Raw genomic sequence first — 15,700 nt, forward strand, 5'->3', positions numbered from 1 at the left:
CGGCGGCCAGGGTCTCGAGCGCGATGCCCTCGGGGTGACGCGTGAGCCGCTCGAACACCTCCGGCAGGCGGGCGATGCGGGTGACGTACTTCGGTGCGGTGCTCATGCCGATACCGCCTCTCCGCGAGCCGCGGCCAGCGCGGCGACCACCTCGGCGCGCACCTCGTCCGGACCGACCACACGGACGCGCTCACCGAGCTCGAACAACCGCGTGCGGAGCGCGGCCCGGTGGGTCACGCGGTAGACCATGCGGACCGTCTCGTCACCCGGTTCGACCGACAGCGGTTCCCCCAGCCAGCGACGGACGTCGGGTTCGTAGTGGGCGGGCGTCTCCAGGACCACGTCGACGGGCGGGTCCAGCTCCCACGACATCGGGTGCAGTCCGGGATGCCGCACCGTCGGCACCGCTTGCGCCGTTCCCGGAGCATCCGCAGCAGGGTCGACCATCCGCGAGACGACGAAGACCTTCAGGACGGGATCGCCGAGGTCACCCTCCTCGACACCGCGGACGTACCAGGTGCTGCCCTGGTTGCGGACGGACTCGGGGTGCACGACGCGGGGCGTGCCCTTGTAGCCGAAGCGCAGCACCTGGTGGTCGCGCACCGCGTCGACGACGAGGCTGAGCGCGTCGGGAGCAGCGGCCGTGAGTGCGGCCGGTGCGCCCTTGACGTCGGAGGACAGCGACTCGTCCGGAAGGCCCAGCCGCTTGACCAGGTCCACCCGGTCCGCGAGGAGCACCGCACGGCGCAGCGCCGCCTGCTGCCCCGGGGTGAGCCGCACCCGGAGCCGGTTGTCGACCGTGGTCAGCCGGTAGACGGCCGTCGCGCCGGCCGGCGCGATGTTCTCGATCTGCCAGCCCTGCCGCTCCAGGTGGCGGATCTCCCGCTTGAGCTGCGTGCCGGCGTCGGCTCCACCGTCGAACCCGGCGACCCTGCTCAACGTGTCGCCCGGCACCCCCTGCTCGGGGTGCGCCTGGAGCATCGCCGCAATCCTGACGAGCCGCTCCATCGGCGCCCGCTGGTCTCGTCCCGGACCCTTGACCACGTCGTTCCTCCCGAAAGCTCGCTCTTCGTCGAAGCTGCCGCGCCGTCCGGTTCCCCGGCAGACGCGGCGACCGCCATGGACGGAGCCTATTCCGACAGGTTGATCGTCCCCACGAGGTCGGCGTCGATCTGCGCCGGCGTCCACGCGAACCGGACCCACTTCTCCTGTGAGTAGAGCAGCGTCTGGTCGGCCGACCACGGCGACGCCGGGTCCTCGTCCTGGCTGTAGGTCAGGATCGTGCGCGCGTCGACCGAGCCGTCGGCCAGGTAGGCGACGGCCTGGATGTGCGAGGACCCGTAGCTGACCGGCTTGTAGCGGTCGGTGTTCGCCGCCGGGTTCCGCGACGCCACGGCGTTCGCGTTGCCGGCGAGGTCGCCGTTGCCGCCGCCGAGCGGATAGGCGGGCGCGCCGCGGTCCCCGGCCACCTGGAGCGAGCCCCAGGTCGCGTCGAAGGACACCCCGGCGGCGCGCACCGCATCGATCGCGGCCTGCATCGCCTTCACGACCTCCGGGCCGGTGCGCAGCCCCCGCGGGGTGTTCAGCGGATCCTTCGCATCGAACGGCACCGACCACAGGGTCGTGCCCGTCGGGGCGCGTTCCACGAACGCTTCGAAGAGGTGCGTGCCGACCGAACCGATGTCGGAGCGGCCGTCCCACGCGTGCAGCACGGCACACGCCTGCGTCTCTCCAGTCCCGGCGCAGACGTCGTCGAGCTTGCCGCCTTCACGCATCACCTCGGCGGCACGCACCCGGTTCTCGTACTCGTGGCCCCGCAGGGTCTCGGGCGTCTCCTTGCCCACCGCGAGCCGGTCGATGACGTACTGCGACACCATTCGTGTCCGCATCGTCCGCTCACACTTCTCGCACCCGATGATCGAGGCGTAGCCCTCGAGCCGCACCTTGTCGTTGGGCGTCCAGTACGAGTCGTTCGCGTTCATCACCCAGTCCCGTCGTACGACGGCGGGCAGCTTCGCGGGCCCGAGGATCCCGGGACGCTGGGCGTCGGTGTCCGTGCCCCACTTGCAGGCGCCGTCGGCGAGCAGTCCGTTCAGGCCGGGAAGTCCCGCGACGGTCCTGAGCAGCAGGCCGACCGGTGTCATGCAGGTCGTGGCCATGGCGTTCGTGACGTGCGGGACCACGCTGTGGTCGGCGTAGAGGACCTCTCCCCCGCGATCAGCGGCCGTGGTGTTGACCCACGGGATGCCGCCGCCGGCGTCCTGGCGCGCGAGCAGGTCGCGGCTGCTGGTGGCCTCGCCCATCGAGAGGAACGAGTCGATGGTCCGCAGGTGCTCGGCGTTGGCGTCGCGGATGGCCCAGAAGCTGAGCGGTGACCAGCCCATGAACTGCGACGGGCTGTCGATGACGTAGCCCTGGGGCACCCGCCACAGGTCCTCGCGGACCGTGGTCACCGAGCCGTTGGGCTGGCGGACCTCGACGTCGACGTACCGGCGCTCGGCCTTCTTCAACAGGCCCTGCGCGCTGAGGTAGAGCGGGCCGGGGCCGACCGTGAAGAACTCGTAGGGCGTGAACCGGAAGGCCGTCGAGACGGTGTGGCTCCAGGCGACGTCCTTGTTCCAGCCGATGTTGATCACGGGCGAGCCGATCAACGAGCCACCCGCGACGTCGTACTGCCCCGGGATGGTCAGGTGCTGCTGGGTGAACTTGTAGCGCCCGACCCACGGGAAGTGCGGGTTGCCGAGCAGCATGCCGCGCCCCGTCGAGCTCGCGTCCCCGCCGATCGCGGTCGCGTTGGAGCCGAAGTCGCTGTCCTGGCCGAGGGATTCGAGCAGTGCCTGCTTGTCGACCTTCGCGGCGTAGGCGGCGACCTCGTCCTTGGTCGTCGGCAGCGGCAGGTCGATGCCGAGGTCCGGCAGGCCGGGTTCCTGCAGGGTCGGCGGGTCCGCCTCGACGATCTCCTTGAGGAACACCCCGGACGACGCGATCAGGTTCGCCATGTAGACGCCGTACCAGAGGTCGATCTCGGTGGCGTTCGGCTGGATCCAGGCCGCGTCCCTGCAGGCAGGATCGGTGATCTCGTTGTCGCGCAACCAGCGGTTGATGCCCGCCGTGTACCCGGTCACCATCGCCCGGGCCCGCGCACTCGGGCCCGCCGGCGAGGCCAGCAGTGTCTCCACGACCTTGCGGTTGTGCAGGTCGGTGACGAACGCGTCGACCTGCAGGTTCGAGGCGTCGAGCGAGACGCCGTCGAGGTACCGGGCGCTGCCGCCGAGGTACTTCGACCGCTGGCCCCGACCGGTCAGCACGGTGTCCGCCAGGTTGCAGATCGAGGACCGTGCCGTGGCGTACCCGCTCCCGTATCCCAGCGACCCCCAGTCGCTCGCTGAGATGTGCGGGATCCCGTGCTCGGTAATCTTCACCGTCGCGTCGTACGACGGCGCAGCCACCACGTCCGGTGCGGCTCGACCGGCATCAGCGGTTCCGGCCGCCAGGGCAGGTACGACGAGGCAGGCGGCAAGGACGCTGAACAACCGGGGGGAACGCACGTAGGTGTAACGGGTTCCCGGAGGAGTGAGTTACGTCACAAACAGGCCGGCAGCGCGGCGGGAGGCGCCGATGGGCAGCTTGCTGCCCCGGATCTGCGCCGAAGACGCGCTCGGCCCAGTTCTAGAGGTAGAGGCCCGCGGCTTCGTCGCCGAGCCGCTCGGCAGCAACGGCGTGGATGTCGCGCTCGCGCATGACGACGTAGACGTCACCGGAGACCTCGACCTCGGCCTTGTCCTCCGGGTCGTACAGGACCTTGTCGCCGGACACGACGGTGCGGCAGTGCGGGCCGACGGCGACGACGCGTGACCAGGCCAGTCGACGGGCACCCATCGCGGCGGTGGCCGGGATGACGATCCCCCCGGAGGACCGGCGTTCGCCCGCCTCGGTGTCGAGCTCGCACAGGATGCGGTCGTGCAGCATCTTGATGGGCGTCTTGTCGGACACGAGGACGGCAGGTCCTAGCGGGTGATCTTGCGCAGGACGGCGAAGACGGCGATCACGCCGACCACGCCACCCACGGTCTTCAAGATGTTGTCCGTCCGCGGTTCACCCGTCTGCACGTCGACGAAGAAGGCCTTCGCCTGGGCGACCTCGCGACTCACGATGGTCTTCGGGTGCGTGCGGTGGAGGAGCAGGTCGATCGTGCCCGCGAGGCGCTCGCGCGCCTCTTCGATTTCACGCTCGATGTCAGAAGGCTGGTTGCTCACCCGGGCAGGCTATCAATCGAGATCGTCCGTGGGTCGAAGCCCCAAGGGAGTTCCAACCGGTGGGCACCCATGAGGGCGTCGTCGGTCAGCACGTCGTACGTCGTCCCGTCGGCCACGACCTTGCCGGCACTGAGCACGACGGCTCGGGGACACAGCTCGAGCGCGTACGGCAGGTCGTGGGTGACCATCAGCAGCGTCACGTCCAGGCCGCGCAGGATGTCGGCCAGCTCGCGCCGCGACGCAGGGTCCAGGTTCGAGCTCGGCTCGTCGAGCACCAGGATCTCCGGCTCCATGGCCAGCACGGTGGCGACCGCGACCCGGCGGCGCTGCCCGAAGGACAGGTGGTGCGGTGGCCGGTCGGCGTACGGCGCCATCCCGACCTGCTCCAGTGCATCCATCACCCGCTTGTCGAGCGCCGCTCCCTTGAGCCCCAGATTGGCAGGTCCGAACGCGACGTCGGCGCGCACCGAGCCCATGAACAGCTGGTCGTCGGGATCCTGGAACACGATGCCGACGCGGCGGCGGATCTCGAGCAGGTTCTTCTTCGTGACGGGGAGCCCGCTGACCGCGACGGTTCCTTCGCCGTGTCCGCTCTCGCCGGACAGGATCCCGTTCAGGTGCAGGACGAGCGTCGTCTTGCCCGCGCCGTTCGGCCCGAGCAACGCCACCCGCTCGCCCTGGTGGACGTGGAGGTCGACGCCGAAGAGGGCCTGGTGGCCGTCGGGGTAGGCGAAGGCGAGGCCGCGGACGTCCAGCACGGGCGTCATCGGGCGCTGCCTTCAGGGAGGCGGCCGTCATACCCGCGGGACAGCATGGCGAGGTGCACGCGCTCGCCGCGCTCGTAGGAACGCACGAAGAGTGCGCCCAGGGTGCGGGCGAGCGCCGGCCAGTGGCGCGGGGACCGGGGGTCGACGCCGCGGGACTTCATGGCAGTGATCATCCGCCCGAGGTCGCCGGCCACCACATCGAGGTAGCGCACCATGAACGCCATGATCTGGACCAGGAGGTCGGGCATCCGCAGTCGCTGCAACCCGCGCAGCACCTCGGTCGGCTCCGTCGTGGCGGCCAGGGTCAGCGAGGCGAGGACGCCGAGGGTGCCCTTGACCGCCAGTCCCCAGGCGGCCACCAGCCCGGACTCCGACAGCGACAGGTCCAGCCCACCGAGCAGGGGTACGACGACCCGCGGGCCCTCTGCGACGAACGGGATGAGCGCGGCGAAGACGAGGAACGGCACCTCGAGCACCATCCGTGGCAGCAGGTAGCGGAACGGGACGTGGGAGACGACGATCACCGCGACCAGCAGCGCGAGGTAGCCGCCGAACACGGGGTACCACTCGCGCGGCGTGGCGACCACGGTGAGCACGAAGCCCAGCAGCAGGAGGATCTTGAGGTGCGCGGGCGCGCGGTGGACCACGGAGTGCCCGTGGAAGTGGAGTCGGTGACCGTGCCCTGCGCCCATCGGGTCAGCCCACGTCGGAGGTAGCCGGCGCCTCACGGCGCCGCAGGACACGGAACAGGCCGCCACCGATGACCAGCGTGAGCAGGACCCCGGCGACGCCGGCGATGCCGCCGCTGAGGCGGGAGTCGTCGACCCCCTTGGTGCCGTAGTCGGCGAACGGGCTGCCGGTGTCCACCGGCTCGTCGGCCGAGTCGAGGAACCCGGTCTTGCCGGCGACGTACTCGAGCCCGTCGGGGTGGCTGCTGGCGTAGTAGCTGCCGACACCGGCGATCAGGAGCGCGACCAGGAGTCCTGCGAGCAGGAAGGAACGGGTCGTCATGCCGTCACCTCCTCGGCGAGGAGCGGGCGTCGTGTGGCCGCGAGGCCACGGGCGCCGTGGACGAGGTCGGGCCGGGACGTGATCACGGCACTCACCACGAGGCCGGTCACGATCGCCTCACCGATGCCGATCACCACGTGCCACCCGACCATCGCGGCCAACACCTTGCCGGTCGCGACATCGGCGGTGCCGCCGACCGCGAAGAGCAACGTGAAGACCGCCGCAGCGGTGGGAACGGACACGAAGGCGCCGATGCCGGCGGCGACGGGCACCGACCCGACCTTCTTGGGGAGCACGGCGAGCACGAGGCGGAAGACGCCGTACCCGACGAACGCGCCGACCAGGGCCATCAGGGTGATGTTGGTGCCGAGCGCCGTCAGTCCCCCGTCGGCCATGAAGAGGGCCTGGACCAGGAGGACGACGCTGATGCAGAGCGCACCGGTCCACGGCCCGACGAGCACGGCGGCGAGCGCGCCCCCGAGCAGGTGGCCACTGGTGCCGGCACCGACGGGGAAGTTGATCATCTGGCCGGCGAAGACGAAGGCGGCGACCAGGCCGGCCATTGGCGCCGTGCGGTCATCGAGCTCGGCACGGGCCTTGCGCAGGGCCACACCCACGCCGGCCGCAGCGACGACGCCCGTGGCGACCGAGGTCGGTGCGTCGAAGAAGCCGTCGGGTACATGCATGCCGGTGCTCCTGTGTTCGGGTCGATGGTCGCGGGGTAGTTAGATGGTGACGAGCAGATCCCACCTTATTGCATGCTGTTTGCAACAACACCTGACCATCAGGAGAGTATCCACGCCATGAGCGACCAGGCCCGTCTCGCCGTCGGCGACATCGCCCCCGACTTCACCCTCGCCTCGGACTCCGGGGACGACGTGTCGCTCGCCGCGCTCGTGGCCGAGGGCCGCAAGGTGATCGTCTACTTCTACCCGGCTGCGATGACGCCCGGGTGCACGAAGCAGGCCTGCGACTTCACCGACTCCCTCGACGCCCTGCAGGCAGCGGGCTTCACGGTCGTCGGCGTCTCGAAGGACGCCCCCGCGAAGCTCGCGAAGTTCCGTGAGCGTGACGGCCACACCATCACCCTGGCCTCCGACACCGATCTCGCGGTGCACCAGGCCTACGGCGCCTATGGCGAGAAGAAGCTGTACGGCAAGATTGTGCAGGGCGTCATCCGGTCCACCTTCGTCGTCGGCGCCGACGGTCGGATCGAGATCGCCCAGTACAACGTCAAAGCGACCGGGCACGTGGCCAAGCTCCGCCGGGACCTGGGCTTGCCCGCACCGACCACAGAGGACAACTGATGAAGCTGCACGAGTCGCTCGCCGACCTCGCCCGCGACCACGGCCACGACCTGTTCCGTGACGCAGCGGCGTTCCGCGGCTCGCTGGACGACTACCTCGACGAGGGCCAGGCCTCCAGCGGCACGATCAACCTGTTGACCGACGCGGTGCGCCTCGGCGCCCTCGACGGCATGCTGACGATGCTCGACAGCGGCGCGAACCCCGCCGACGCCGTGGAGTCCGCGGGCCAGCGCCTGGCCCGCGACCGCGGCAGCGCCGACGTGCGCGGCTGCCAGTGGGCCGTCGCCGTCCTCGGCTTCGCCCTGGGCAAGGTCCCCGAGGGCCTGGTCACCGGCCTGGACCCGGAGGCCGGCACCACCGCTCCCCCGAACCACGGCCCCGGCGGTACGGCGCCCACCCCGCCGATGCAGTCGCCCATCCAGTCGCCCCTGCAGCCGCCCCTGCAGTCGCCGGTGGCACCGTCCCAGCAGCCGATCATGTCGCCGCCCCACCAGCCCGTGAGCACGCCGACCCACGCCGTCTACCAGCAGTCGGGTGGCGCCGGCTACAGCACCCCGACGCCGCCGTACCCCGGTGGAGGCTGGTCGCAGCCCACGCCACCCAGGAAGAAGAGCAACGCCGGCCTGATCATCGCCGCCATCGCCGTGGCCCTGATCGTGATCGTCGGCGGCATCGTCGGCCTGGTCCTCGCCAACGGTGGCGACGACGACAAGAAGGCGGGCGGCGACAGCTCGCAGAGCGGCAGCGACAACAGCGCCAGCGAGGGCAGCTCGGACTCTGCCAGCAGCGGGAGCGACGACGTCCCCGACATCGGCGGACCGCGCATCGAGGGCCTCGGCTACACGGTCCAGGCCCCGAGTGGCTGGACCGACGGCACCGACGAGTTCAAGGCGAACAACCCCGGTCTCACCACGCTCGACAAGGTCCTGCTGTGGGGCAGCACGTTCAACACCGCACGCGGCAACGTGATCGTCGAGACCCAGTCGTCGTACGGCTCCACGGACCCGAACGACCTCAAGGAGGCGTGGAAGGGCGCGCTCATCTCGAGCGACGCTTCCGCGGACATCAACGACATCTCGAACATGGCCATCGACGGCCAGACCGCCCTGGGCGTGGAGATCCTGCGCACCAACGAGAACGACGTGACCGTCCGCCAGCGCGCCTACCTCGTCATCAGTGGCGACAAGGGCTACTCGATCACCGTCTCGCTCAAGGACGGCGACGACGACGTGTTCGACAAGTTCGAGGAGATCCTCAGCACCTGGCGCTGGACGTCCTGAGCAAGAACTCCTGAAGCACCGCAGCAGCGAGCGTGGGCCCCGGCCCACGCTCGCTGTTCTGTCTGAGGTGCGACCTAGCGTCGTCACATGGCGTTGGCACGCAAGTACACGAAGGAACTTCTCGAGCCGCTCGTGGCCGACTCGACCTCTGTTTCCGGGGTCCTGCGATTGCTCGGACTCCGACAAAACGGTGGAACCCACACTCATATCAGCCGGGTCATCAAGAAGTTCGGAATCGACACCTCTCACTTCCGTCCGTACGTGCCCAAACGCGTCCCCAACAAACGACGGCCGGAACAGATCCTTCGTCGTCTTCCGCCGATCAGCAATCGAGAGAAGCCGACGGTCCTGCGGCGAGCTCTACTCGAGAGCGGGCGCCCACATCGCTGCGAAGCATGCGGGAATGAAGGACTCTGGCTCGATCTCCCGCTCACGCTCGAGATCGATCACATCGACGGTGATTTTCTGAACAACGAATCCGACAACCTGCGGTTTCTTTGCCCGAACTGCCACCGCCAGACAGCGAACTTCGCGGGTCGCAGCCGTGGCCGTTTCACCACCAACCGCGGTGACGTCGCCACCACCACGCCAGCCTAGACTCGTGCCGCTCCAGGCCGGAGTGGTGGAATTGGCAGACACGCGGCACTTAGGATGCCGTGCCCCAGGGCGTGCGGGTTCGAGCCCCGCCTTCGGCACACTCAGTTCGTCGTCAGGCCAGCAGGCCGGCGACCAACGGCGCGATCTCGCGCAACGCCTTGCCCCGGTGGGACACGGCGTCCTTGTCCTCGCGGGACAGCTCGGCCGTGGTGACGTCGGGGAAGTCGTCGGCCACGAACAGCACGTCGTAGCCGAACCCGCCACTCCCCCGGACCTCGCGGATCACCCGTCCGTCCATCCGGCCCTCGACGACGAGCTCGCGCCCGTCGGGGTGGACCAGAGCGACGGCACAGGCGAAGTGCGCCGTACGACGGTCGTCGGGCACGTCGCTCAGCTGGGCCAGCAGCAGCTCGTTGTTGCGCTCGTCCGACTTGGGCGGGCCGCTCCAGCGGGCCGACAGGACGCCGGGCATGCCGTTGAGTGCGTCGACGCAGAGACCGGAGTCGTCGGCGATCGTCGGCAGGCCGGTGGCTGCGACGCCCGCCCGGGCCTTGAGCAGCGCATTGCCCTCGAAGGTGGGTTCGTCCTCAACGGGCTCGTCGAACGTGGCGACGTCATCGAGGCCGACGACCTCCACGCCGCCCGCGAGGTGCTCAGCCAGGATCCGCCGCATCTCCTCGACCTTCTTGAGGTTGCGGGAGGCGACCAGGACAGTCGGCACCGCTACTCCGCGAGCGCAGCGAGCTGGAGGCGCGTCAGGTCGACACAGCCCTTCTCGCCGAGGCTGAGCAGCGCGTCGAGCTCGGCGCGGTCGAAGGCTGCGCCCTCGGCGGTGCCCTGCACCTCGACGAACTTGCCGGCGCCGGTCATCACGATGTTCATGTCGGTCTCGGCGCGGACGTCCTCGACGTACGGCAGGTCCAGGCGCGGGACGCCGTCGATGATGCCGACGCTGATCGCGGCGACGGAGTCGGTCAGGGCGCCGGACACACCGAGCTTCGCGCAGGCGTCCGCCAGCGCGATGTAGGCGCCGGTGATGGCGGCGGTACGGGTGCCACCGTCGGCCTGGAGCACGTCGCAGTCGATCTGGATCGTGTTCTCGCCCAGCGCCTTGTCGTCGATGACGGCGCGCAGCGAGCGGCCGATCAGACGGCTGATCTCGTGGGTGCGCCCACCGATCCGGCCCTTGACCGACTCGCGGTCCGAGCGGGTGTTGGTGGAGGCGGGGAGCATCGCGTACTCGGCCGTCACCCAGCCCAGGCCGGAGCCCTTGCGCCAGCGGGGCACGCCCGGTGAGGCGGACGCCGCACACAGCACGCGGGTCTTGCCGAACTCGATCAGGACCGACCCGGCGGGGTGGTCGAGCCAGTTGCGGGTGATCTTGACGGGGCGGAGCTCGTCGTCGGCGCGGCCATCCTCACGGGTACTCATGGCGCCAACTTATCGCCCGGTCATCGACTGCTACCGGCCCGCCCCGATCGCCCGACGCACCGCCCACGGCCCGAGGTCGCGCGCACGGCGCCCGACCCACGGCGCACCCTCGGTCACCATCCACGCGACGTCACGCCGCCAGCTCGGCGGGCATCCGCCCGACGGCTCCAGGTCGGGCAGCGGCAGCTCGAAGCCGGCCGCCCGGAGCCGCTCGGCCCACGCCCGCGCCAGCGCCCGGTGGCCGACCTCGGAGGGGTGGAAGCGGTCGATGGACCAGCACTCCCGCTGCAGCACCTCCGGCAGCAACGCCAGGTCCAGGCGGATGCCGCCGTGGGTCGCGTGGACCTCGTCGTACACCTCGTTGAGGACCTCGATGCGTTCTTTGATGGGCCGGACCACCACCCGCGGCAGGCCGAGCACGGCGCCGTGGTCGTGCCAGCGGGCCGTCATCAGCGTCGCGCCGCCGTCGACGAGCGCGCCGGAGACCTCCAGCAGGTCCGACCGCAGCCGGTCCGCATTCCACGACGAGCGGAGGGTGTCGTTGACGCCGACCAGGAGGGACGCGAGGTCCGGTCGGTGCGCGAGGGCCTGTTCGAGCTGTTGCTCCCGCACGATCGCTGCGGTGGCCCCGGAGATGGCGAGGTTGCAGAAGGAGACGTCGTACGACGCCTTGAGTGACTCGGTCAGCAGCCGGGCCCAGCCCCGCCACTCCCCGCCCGGAACGGGGTCACCGAGTCCGACGGTCGTGCTGTCGCCGAGAGCGGCGAAACGCAGGTATCCGTTGCCCACGCGACCAAGGTCGCGGCACGGGGAAAGCAAACGGTCACCGGGCGGTGTCGTGTCCGACAACGCCCGGTGACCGTTTCAGTTCGATCTCGTGCCGACCCGGGAACGGCAGGAGACCACGTCTACTTCACTTCAGCCCGCAGGATGCGCCACAGGCCGAGGCTCACGGGGATACCTACCCACAAGATCAAGGTCCATGCACCCTGGACGTAATTGATCAGCTCGACGTCCACCGGCTCCCCCGCGAAGTTGGCCCCGCTGGTCAAGGGAGAGAGCGCCGTGTTGATGTCGATCCAGGGCAGGACGTCCTTGGCCCAGTCGAAGATGAAGTACAGCGGACCCCACACGACGAGCGGCAGGACCAGCGCAACGACATAGAACAGGGCGATCGCCCCGGGGGTGTTCAACAACAGGCAGGCCAGGGCGTAGCCCATCGCGAAGAAGGCCATCTGGGTGACCACGGTCCAGGCGAGCTGCGAGGCGTCGAGATCCCACACCAGCGGATTGCCCGTCACGGCACCACACAACAGGTTCGTCAGTGCACCGAGCACGAACGCAAGTGCGATGGTGCCGACCGCCAGGGCGCTCACCGCCACCAGCTTGGCGCCCATCACCCGCAGGCGGTGGGGCTCGAGGGTGAAGGTCGTGAGGTTGTTGCGCTGGCTCCACTCGCTGGTGACGACCAGGATGCCGAACACGGGGATGAGGATCGAGACGGGGAAGGTGAAGATCTGGACGAGGTCACGGGCGCTGACCTGCCCGTTGTTCAGGCCGACAACCAGGACGACCAGCGCCATCACCAGCGCCAACAGGCCGCCGGTGATCGCCATCAACCAGATGCCGCTCTTGGTGTCGACCATCTTGCGCCATTCGACCGTGACGATCCGGCCGAAGGGAACCGGGCCGCTCTTGGACAGGTCGAGCGTCAGGGGTGCGGTGCTCATGCCGGGATACCTCCGGGGATCGGGGCGGGCGGCGCCATGCCGGGCACGGCCTCACGGGCCGTTGCCGAGGTCAGTTCGAGGAACAGGTCCTCCAGGCCGGCACCGCCGGCACGGAGGTCGGTCAGGACCACACCGCTGGCCAGCGCGATGCGACCGACCTGCTCGGGGGTGGCCAGCACCTTCAGGCCGGTTCCTGCCGGCTCGACGCCGTGGCCGGCCGCCGTCAGGGCATTGCCGAGCGTGAGGTTGTCGAGCGAGGTCACCATCGCGACCGCCGTCGAGTTCGCGCCGGCGAGCAGGGTGGCCTTGTCGCCGCGCGCGACGATCTTGCCGTGACCGATGAGGATCATCTCGTCGGCGATCTGCTCGACCTCGTGCAGCAGGTGGCTGGACAGCAGCACGGTGCCGCCGCGGTCGGCGTACCCCTTGAGCAGGCCACGCATCCAGCGGATGCCGGCCGGGTCCAGGCCGTTGGCCGGCTCGTCGAGGATCAGCACCGACGGGTCGCCGAGCAACGCGTGTGCCAAGCCGAGACGCTGGCGCATGCCGAGGGAGTAGTTGCGAAGGCGCCGCGCGGACTCCGAGTCGGTCAGGCCGACCAGCTCGATCATCTCGTCGACCCGCTTCTTCGGCAGGCCCATCGTCTGGGCGCCGATGGTGAGGATCTCGCGTCCCGTGCGGCCGGCGTGCTGCGCCGAGGCGTCGAGCAGGGAGCCGACGTGCACACCGGGGTTGGGGATGTCGTGATAGCGGAGGCCACCGATGGTGACCTGTCCGCTGGTGGCCGGGGTGAGCCCGACCATCACGCGCATCGTGGTGGACTTCCCCGCACCATTGGGCCCGAGGAAGCCGGTGACCCGGCCGGGCTGGGCGGTGAAGCTGATGTCGTCGACGGCAGTGAACTTGCCGTAGGAAACGGTGAGTCGATCAACAGTGATCATGGGCCCCAGCCTGCCCCATCCGCGTCGGCGTACGCATCGGACCCGCGGCCCGGATCGCCCTGACCAAAGTAGGGGGCGCCGCCGCCCGCAGGCGCTGCCGGCCGGGGCCTCCGAAGCCCTAACCTCGGACCATGGACGGGGGACACGACTACCAGCCACCTCTGCGCTGGTACAGCCACCTGTGGCGCTATCTCCTGGCCCTCACCGTCAGCGGCCTGGCCTGGGTGCCGGTCCTCGAGGCGCAGGCTGACAGCGACCGTGAGTGGCTGTTCGTCCTCGACATCGCCTTCGGCATCGCCGCGTTCGTCCTCGTGTGGTGGCGGCGTCGCTGGCCGATGACGATCGCCGTCATCACGGCGCTGATGACCCCGGTCACCGCGTCCGGTGCGGGCGCGATCCTGCTCGCCACGGTCTCGCTGGCCACCCGGCGCCGCTGGTGGCAGGTGATCACCATCGGTGCCCTCAACCTCGCGATGACCTGGGTCTACTACCAGGTGCAGCCCACCTCCGACGAGGATCCGGCCTGGCTGATCACCACGTTCAGCGTCGCCTTCATCGCGGCGGCCCTGGCGTGGGGCATGTTCATCGGTTCCCGGCGCGAGCTCCTGTGGACCCTGCGCCAACGCGCCGAGACCGCCGAGGCCGAACGCGACCTGCGCGCCTACCAGGCCCGGTCGAACGAGCGGGCCCGGATCGCCCGGGAGATGCACGACGTCCTCGCCCACCGGATCTCCCAGATCTCCCTGCACGCGGGCGCGCTGACCTTCCGCGAGGACCTCTCCGCCGAGGAGATGCGCAGCAGCGTCGCGGTGATCCAGGCCAAGGCACACGAAGCGCTGACGGACCTGCGCGAGGTGCTCGGTGTGCTCCGCGACGAGGAGAGCGGGGCGCCCCTGACCGGCCCGCAGCCGACGTACACCGACCTTGCGGCGCTGCTCCAGGACGCACGCGACGCCGGCGCCACGATCGAGTACGACGACCAGCTGGCGCCGTACCCGCCCTTGCCCGATGCCACGGGCCGCACCGTGTACAGGATCGTGCAGGAGGGCATCACCAACGCGTCCAAGCACGCACCGGCGGCCACCCTGCGGATCAGCATCGCGGGCTCCCCGGACGCCGGCGTGGACCTCGTGCTGCGCAATGCCGTCGGGTTCGGCCCGACTCGCACGCCCGGTGCCGGCCTGGGGCTGGTCGGCCTCACCGAGCGCGCGACCCTGCGCGGCGGCTGGCTGGCGCATGGCATCGAAGCACCCGTCGCCGGGTCCCCGGACCCGCAGATGTTCGTGCTGCGCACGTGGCTACCGTGGGACCCCGCCGACCCCACCACGGGCGGCCGCGACGAGGGCGGGAGCAGCAGCCGATGACCGACCAGATCCGCGTGATCATCGTCGACGACGACCCGTTGGTCCGCTCCGCACTCTCACTCATGCTGGGCGGGCAGGCCGACCTCGCCGTGGTCGGCGAGGCCGCTGACGGGCGCGCGGGCGTCGCGCTGGCCAGGGAGCTCTCCCCCGACGTGGTGCTGATGGACATCCGGATGCCGGTGCTCGACGGACTGGCGGCCACGCGGGTCCTCCACGCCGATCCGTCGCCGCCGCGCGTGATCGTGCTGACCACCTTCGATGCGGACGACTACGTCGTCAGTGCGCTCGCAGCCGGTGCCGACGGCTTCCTGCTCAAGGACACACCACCCGCCGAGATCGTGGCGGCCCTGCGCAAGGTGGCGGACGGTGATCCGATGCTGTCGCCGTCGGTGACCCGCACCCTCATCGAGCGGGTCCGCACCGCGTCACCCGACGGCCGCGCCACCGACGCACAACGACGCCTCGACCGGCTCACCGAGCGCGAGCTCGACGTGGCCCGGGCCATCGGCCGGGGACTCTCGAACGCCGAGATCGCCGCCGAGCTGTTCCTGTCGGTGCCGACCGTCAAGGGCCACGTCTCGAAGCTGTTCGAGAAGCTCGAGACCACCAACCGCGTCCAGATCGCGCTCTGCATCCGCGACGCCGAAGCGTGACCCTCCGGTCGCGGGACGGTCGCAGCGCGACCTCCTCGACCCACGGGTCTCAGAGCGTGTAGACGACGCCCTGCGCAGCGAGCTCCAGCGGGCCGTCGTACGTCTTGGTCGCCTCGGCGAGCATCTCCTGCGCGTCGTGCCACGGCGGCACGTGCGTGATGACCAGGCGCTTCGCGTTCGCCCGGGTCGCCGCCTCGCCGGCTTCGCGGCCGGTGAGGTGCAGCTCCGGCGGGTTGTCGTCGCACGAGCGGAACGACGCCTCGCACAGGAACAGGTCCGCGTCGACGGCGATCTCGTCGAGCACGTCCGTCGGGCCGGTGTCGCCGCTGTAGGCGAGCGTCTTCCCGAAGGCCGTCAACCGCA

Annotated in this window: 19 protein-coding genes and 1 tRNA gene; 6 read left to right on the top strand and 14 right to left on the bottom strand. The window is 70.1% G+C overall.

Going from position 1 to position 15,700, the window contains the following annotated elements:
* Positions 1-102: 102 nt before the first annotated feature.
* From ACOADB_RS03900 to ACOADB_RS03935, 8 genes are all read right to left on the bottom strand, one after another.
* The gene (locus tag ACOADB_RS03900) at positions 103-981 is read right to left on the bottom strand and encodes a WYL domain-containing protein (RefSeq protein ID WP_378596619.1); all 879 of its coding nucleotides are present in this window, start codon (positions 979-981) and stop codon (positions 103-105) included.
* A gap of 149 nt (positions 982-1,130) precedes the next feature.
* On the bottom strand, positions 1,131-3,422 hold the full coding sequence (locus ACOADB_RS03905) for a penicillin acylase family protein (RefSeq protein WP_378596620.1): 2,292 nt from the start codon (positions 3,420-3,422) through the stop codon (positions 1,131-1,133).
* Positions 3,423-3,669: 247 nt separating this feature from the next.
* Positions 3,670-3,969, bottom strand: coding sequence for a GroES family chaperonin (locus ACOADB_RS03910; RefSeq protein ID WP_182380553.1), 300 nt, complete (start codon positions 3,967-3,969; stop codon positions 3,670-3,672).
* Positions 3,970-4,007: 38 nt separating this feature from the next.
* Positions 4,008-4,256, bottom strand: a complete 249-nt coding sequence (locus ACOADB_RS03915; RefSeq protein ID WP_378596621.1) for a DUF3618 domain-containing protein — start codon at positions 4,254-4,256, stop codon at positions 4,008-4,010.
* Complete coding sequence (locus tag ACOADB_RS03920) at positions 4,253-5,023, bottom strand: energy-coupling factor ABC transporter ATP-binding protein (RefSeq protein WP_378596622.1); 771 nt, start codon at positions 5,021-5,023, stop codon at positions 4,253-4,255. Before ACOADB_RS03920 ends, ACOADB_RS03915 begins: the two co-directional genes overlap by 4 nt.
* A complete protein-coding gene (gene cbiQ / locus ACOADB_RS03925) occupies positions 5,020-5,715 on the bottom strand; it encodes a cobalt ECF transporter T component CbiQ (RefSeq protein WP_378596623.1) in 696 nt (231 codons plus the stop codon). Before cbiQ ends, ACOADB_RS03920 begins: the two co-directional genes overlap by 4 nt.
* Positions 5,716-5,719: 4 nt before the next feature.
* A complete protein-coding gene (locus tag ACOADB_RS03930; protein ID WP_378596624.1) occupies positions 5,720-6,034 on the bottom strand; it encodes a PDGLE domain-containing protein in 315 nt (104 codons plus the stop codon).
* Entirely contained in the window at positions 6,031-6,720 is a 690-nt protein-coding gene (locus tag ACOADB_RS03935; protein WP_378596625.1) for an energy-coupling factor ABC transporter permease, read from the bottom strand. Before ACOADB_RS03935 ends, ACOADB_RS03930 begins: the two co-directional genes overlap by 4 nt.
* Positions 6,721-6,837: 117 nt before the next feature.
* On the opposite strand from ACOADB_RS03935, the gene bcp reads away from it, so the two are divergent.
* The 4 genes from bcp to ACOADB_RS03955 all read left to right on the top strand — a co-directional run bounded on the left by bcp (position 6,838) and on the right by ACOADB_RS03955 (position 9,316).
* On the top strand, positions 6,838-7,341 hold the full coding sequence (gene bcp, locus ACOADB_RS03940) for a thioredoxin-dependent thiol peroxidase (protein ID WP_378596626.1): 504 nt from the start codon (positions 6,838-6,840) through the stop codon (positions 7,339-7,341).
* Complete coding sequence (locus ACOADB_RS03945) at positions 7,341-8,621, top strand: hypothetical protein (RefSeq protein WP_378596627.1); 1,281 nt, start codon at positions 7,341-7,343, stop codon at positions 8,619-8,621. Before bcp ends, ACOADB_RS03945 begins: the two co-directional genes overlap by 1 nt.
* Positions 8,622-8,708: 87 nt before the next feature.
* Entirely contained in the window at positions 8,709-9,218 is a 510-nt protein-coding gene (locus tag ACOADB_RS03950; RefSeq protein ID WP_378596628.1) for an HNH endonuclease signature motif containing protein, read from the top strand.
* A 16-nt stretch (positions 9,219-9,234) separates the two neighbouring features.
* Positions 9,235-9,316, top strand: a tRNA-Leu gene (locus tag ACOADB_RS03955).
* Positions 9,317-9,330: 14 nt separating this feature from the next.
* Here the strand turns inward: ACOADB_RS03955 and rdgB are convergent.
* The 5 genes from rdgB to ACOADB_RS03980 all read right to left on the bottom strand — a co-directional run bounded on the left by rdgB (position 9,331) and on the right by ACOADB_RS03980 (position 13,320).
* Positions 9,331-9,939 (bottom strand): RdgB/HAM1 family non-canonical purine NTP pyrophosphatase, encoded by a 609-nt coding sequence (gene rdgB, locus ACOADB_RS03960; protein ID WP_378596629.1) that lies wholly within the window; start codon positions 9,937-9,939, stop codon positions 9,331-9,333.
* 2 nt (positions 9,940-9,941) lie between these two features.
* Positions 9,942-10,649, bottom strand: a complete 708-nt coding sequence (gene rph, locus ACOADB_RS03965) for a ribonuclease PH (RefSeq protein WP_378596630.1) — start codon at positions 10,647-10,649, stop codon at positions 9,942-9,944.
* Positions 10,650-10,679: 30 nt separating this feature from the next.
* A complete protein-coding gene (locus ACOADB_RS03970) occupies positions 10,680-11,438 on the bottom strand; it encodes an SGNH/GDSL hydrolase family protein (protein ID WP_378596631.1) in 759 nt (252 codons plus the stop codon).
* 119 nt (positions 11,439-11,557) lie between these two features.
* Positions 11,558-12,379 carry a hypothetical protein gene (locus tag ACOADB_RS03975; protein ID WP_378596632.1) on the bottom strand — a complete coding sequence of 274 codons (822 nt, stop codon included), beginning with the start codon at positions 12,377-12,379 and terminating at the stop codon, positions 11,558-11,560.
* Positions 12,376-13,320 (bottom strand): ABC transporter ATP-binding protein, encoded by a 945-nt coding sequence (locus ACOADB_RS03980; RefSeq protein WP_378596633.1) that lies wholly within the window; start codon positions 13,318-13,320, stop codon positions 12,376-12,378. Before ACOADB_RS03980 ends, ACOADB_RS03975 begins: the two co-directional genes overlap by 4 nt.
* A 131-nt stretch (positions 13,321-13,451) precedes the next feature.
* On the opposite strand from ACOADB_RS03980, the gene ACOADB_RS03985 reads away from it, so the two are divergent.
* Positions 13,452-14,684, top strand: coding sequence for a sensor histidine kinase (locus ACOADB_RS03985; protein ID WP_378596634.1), 1,233 nt, complete (start codon positions 13,452-13,454; stop codon positions 14,682-14,684).
* Positions 14,681-15,337 (top strand): response regulator, encoded by a 657-nt coding sequence (locus ACOADB_RS03990; RefSeq protein ID WP_378596635.1) that lies wholly within the window; start codon positions 14,681-14,683, stop codon positions 15,335-15,337. The genes ACOADB_RS03985 and ACOADB_RS03990 overlap by 4 nt, the downstream gene beginning before the upstream one ends.
* A 49-nt stretch (positions 15,338-15,386) precedes the next feature.
* Here ACOADB_RS03990 and ACOADB_RS03995 read toward each other — a convergent pair.
* Positions 15,387-15,700: MBL fold metallo-hydrolase (locus tag ACOADB_RS03995; RefSeq protein ID WP_378596636.1), on the bottom strand; the 314-nt coding region annotated here is incomplete at its 5' end.

The organism is Nocardioides sp. CPCC 206348 (genome assembly GCF_048654705.1).
In the GTDB taxonomy this organism is placed as follows: Bacteria; Actinomycetota; Actinomycetes; order Propionibacteriales; family Nocardioidaceae; genus Nocardioides.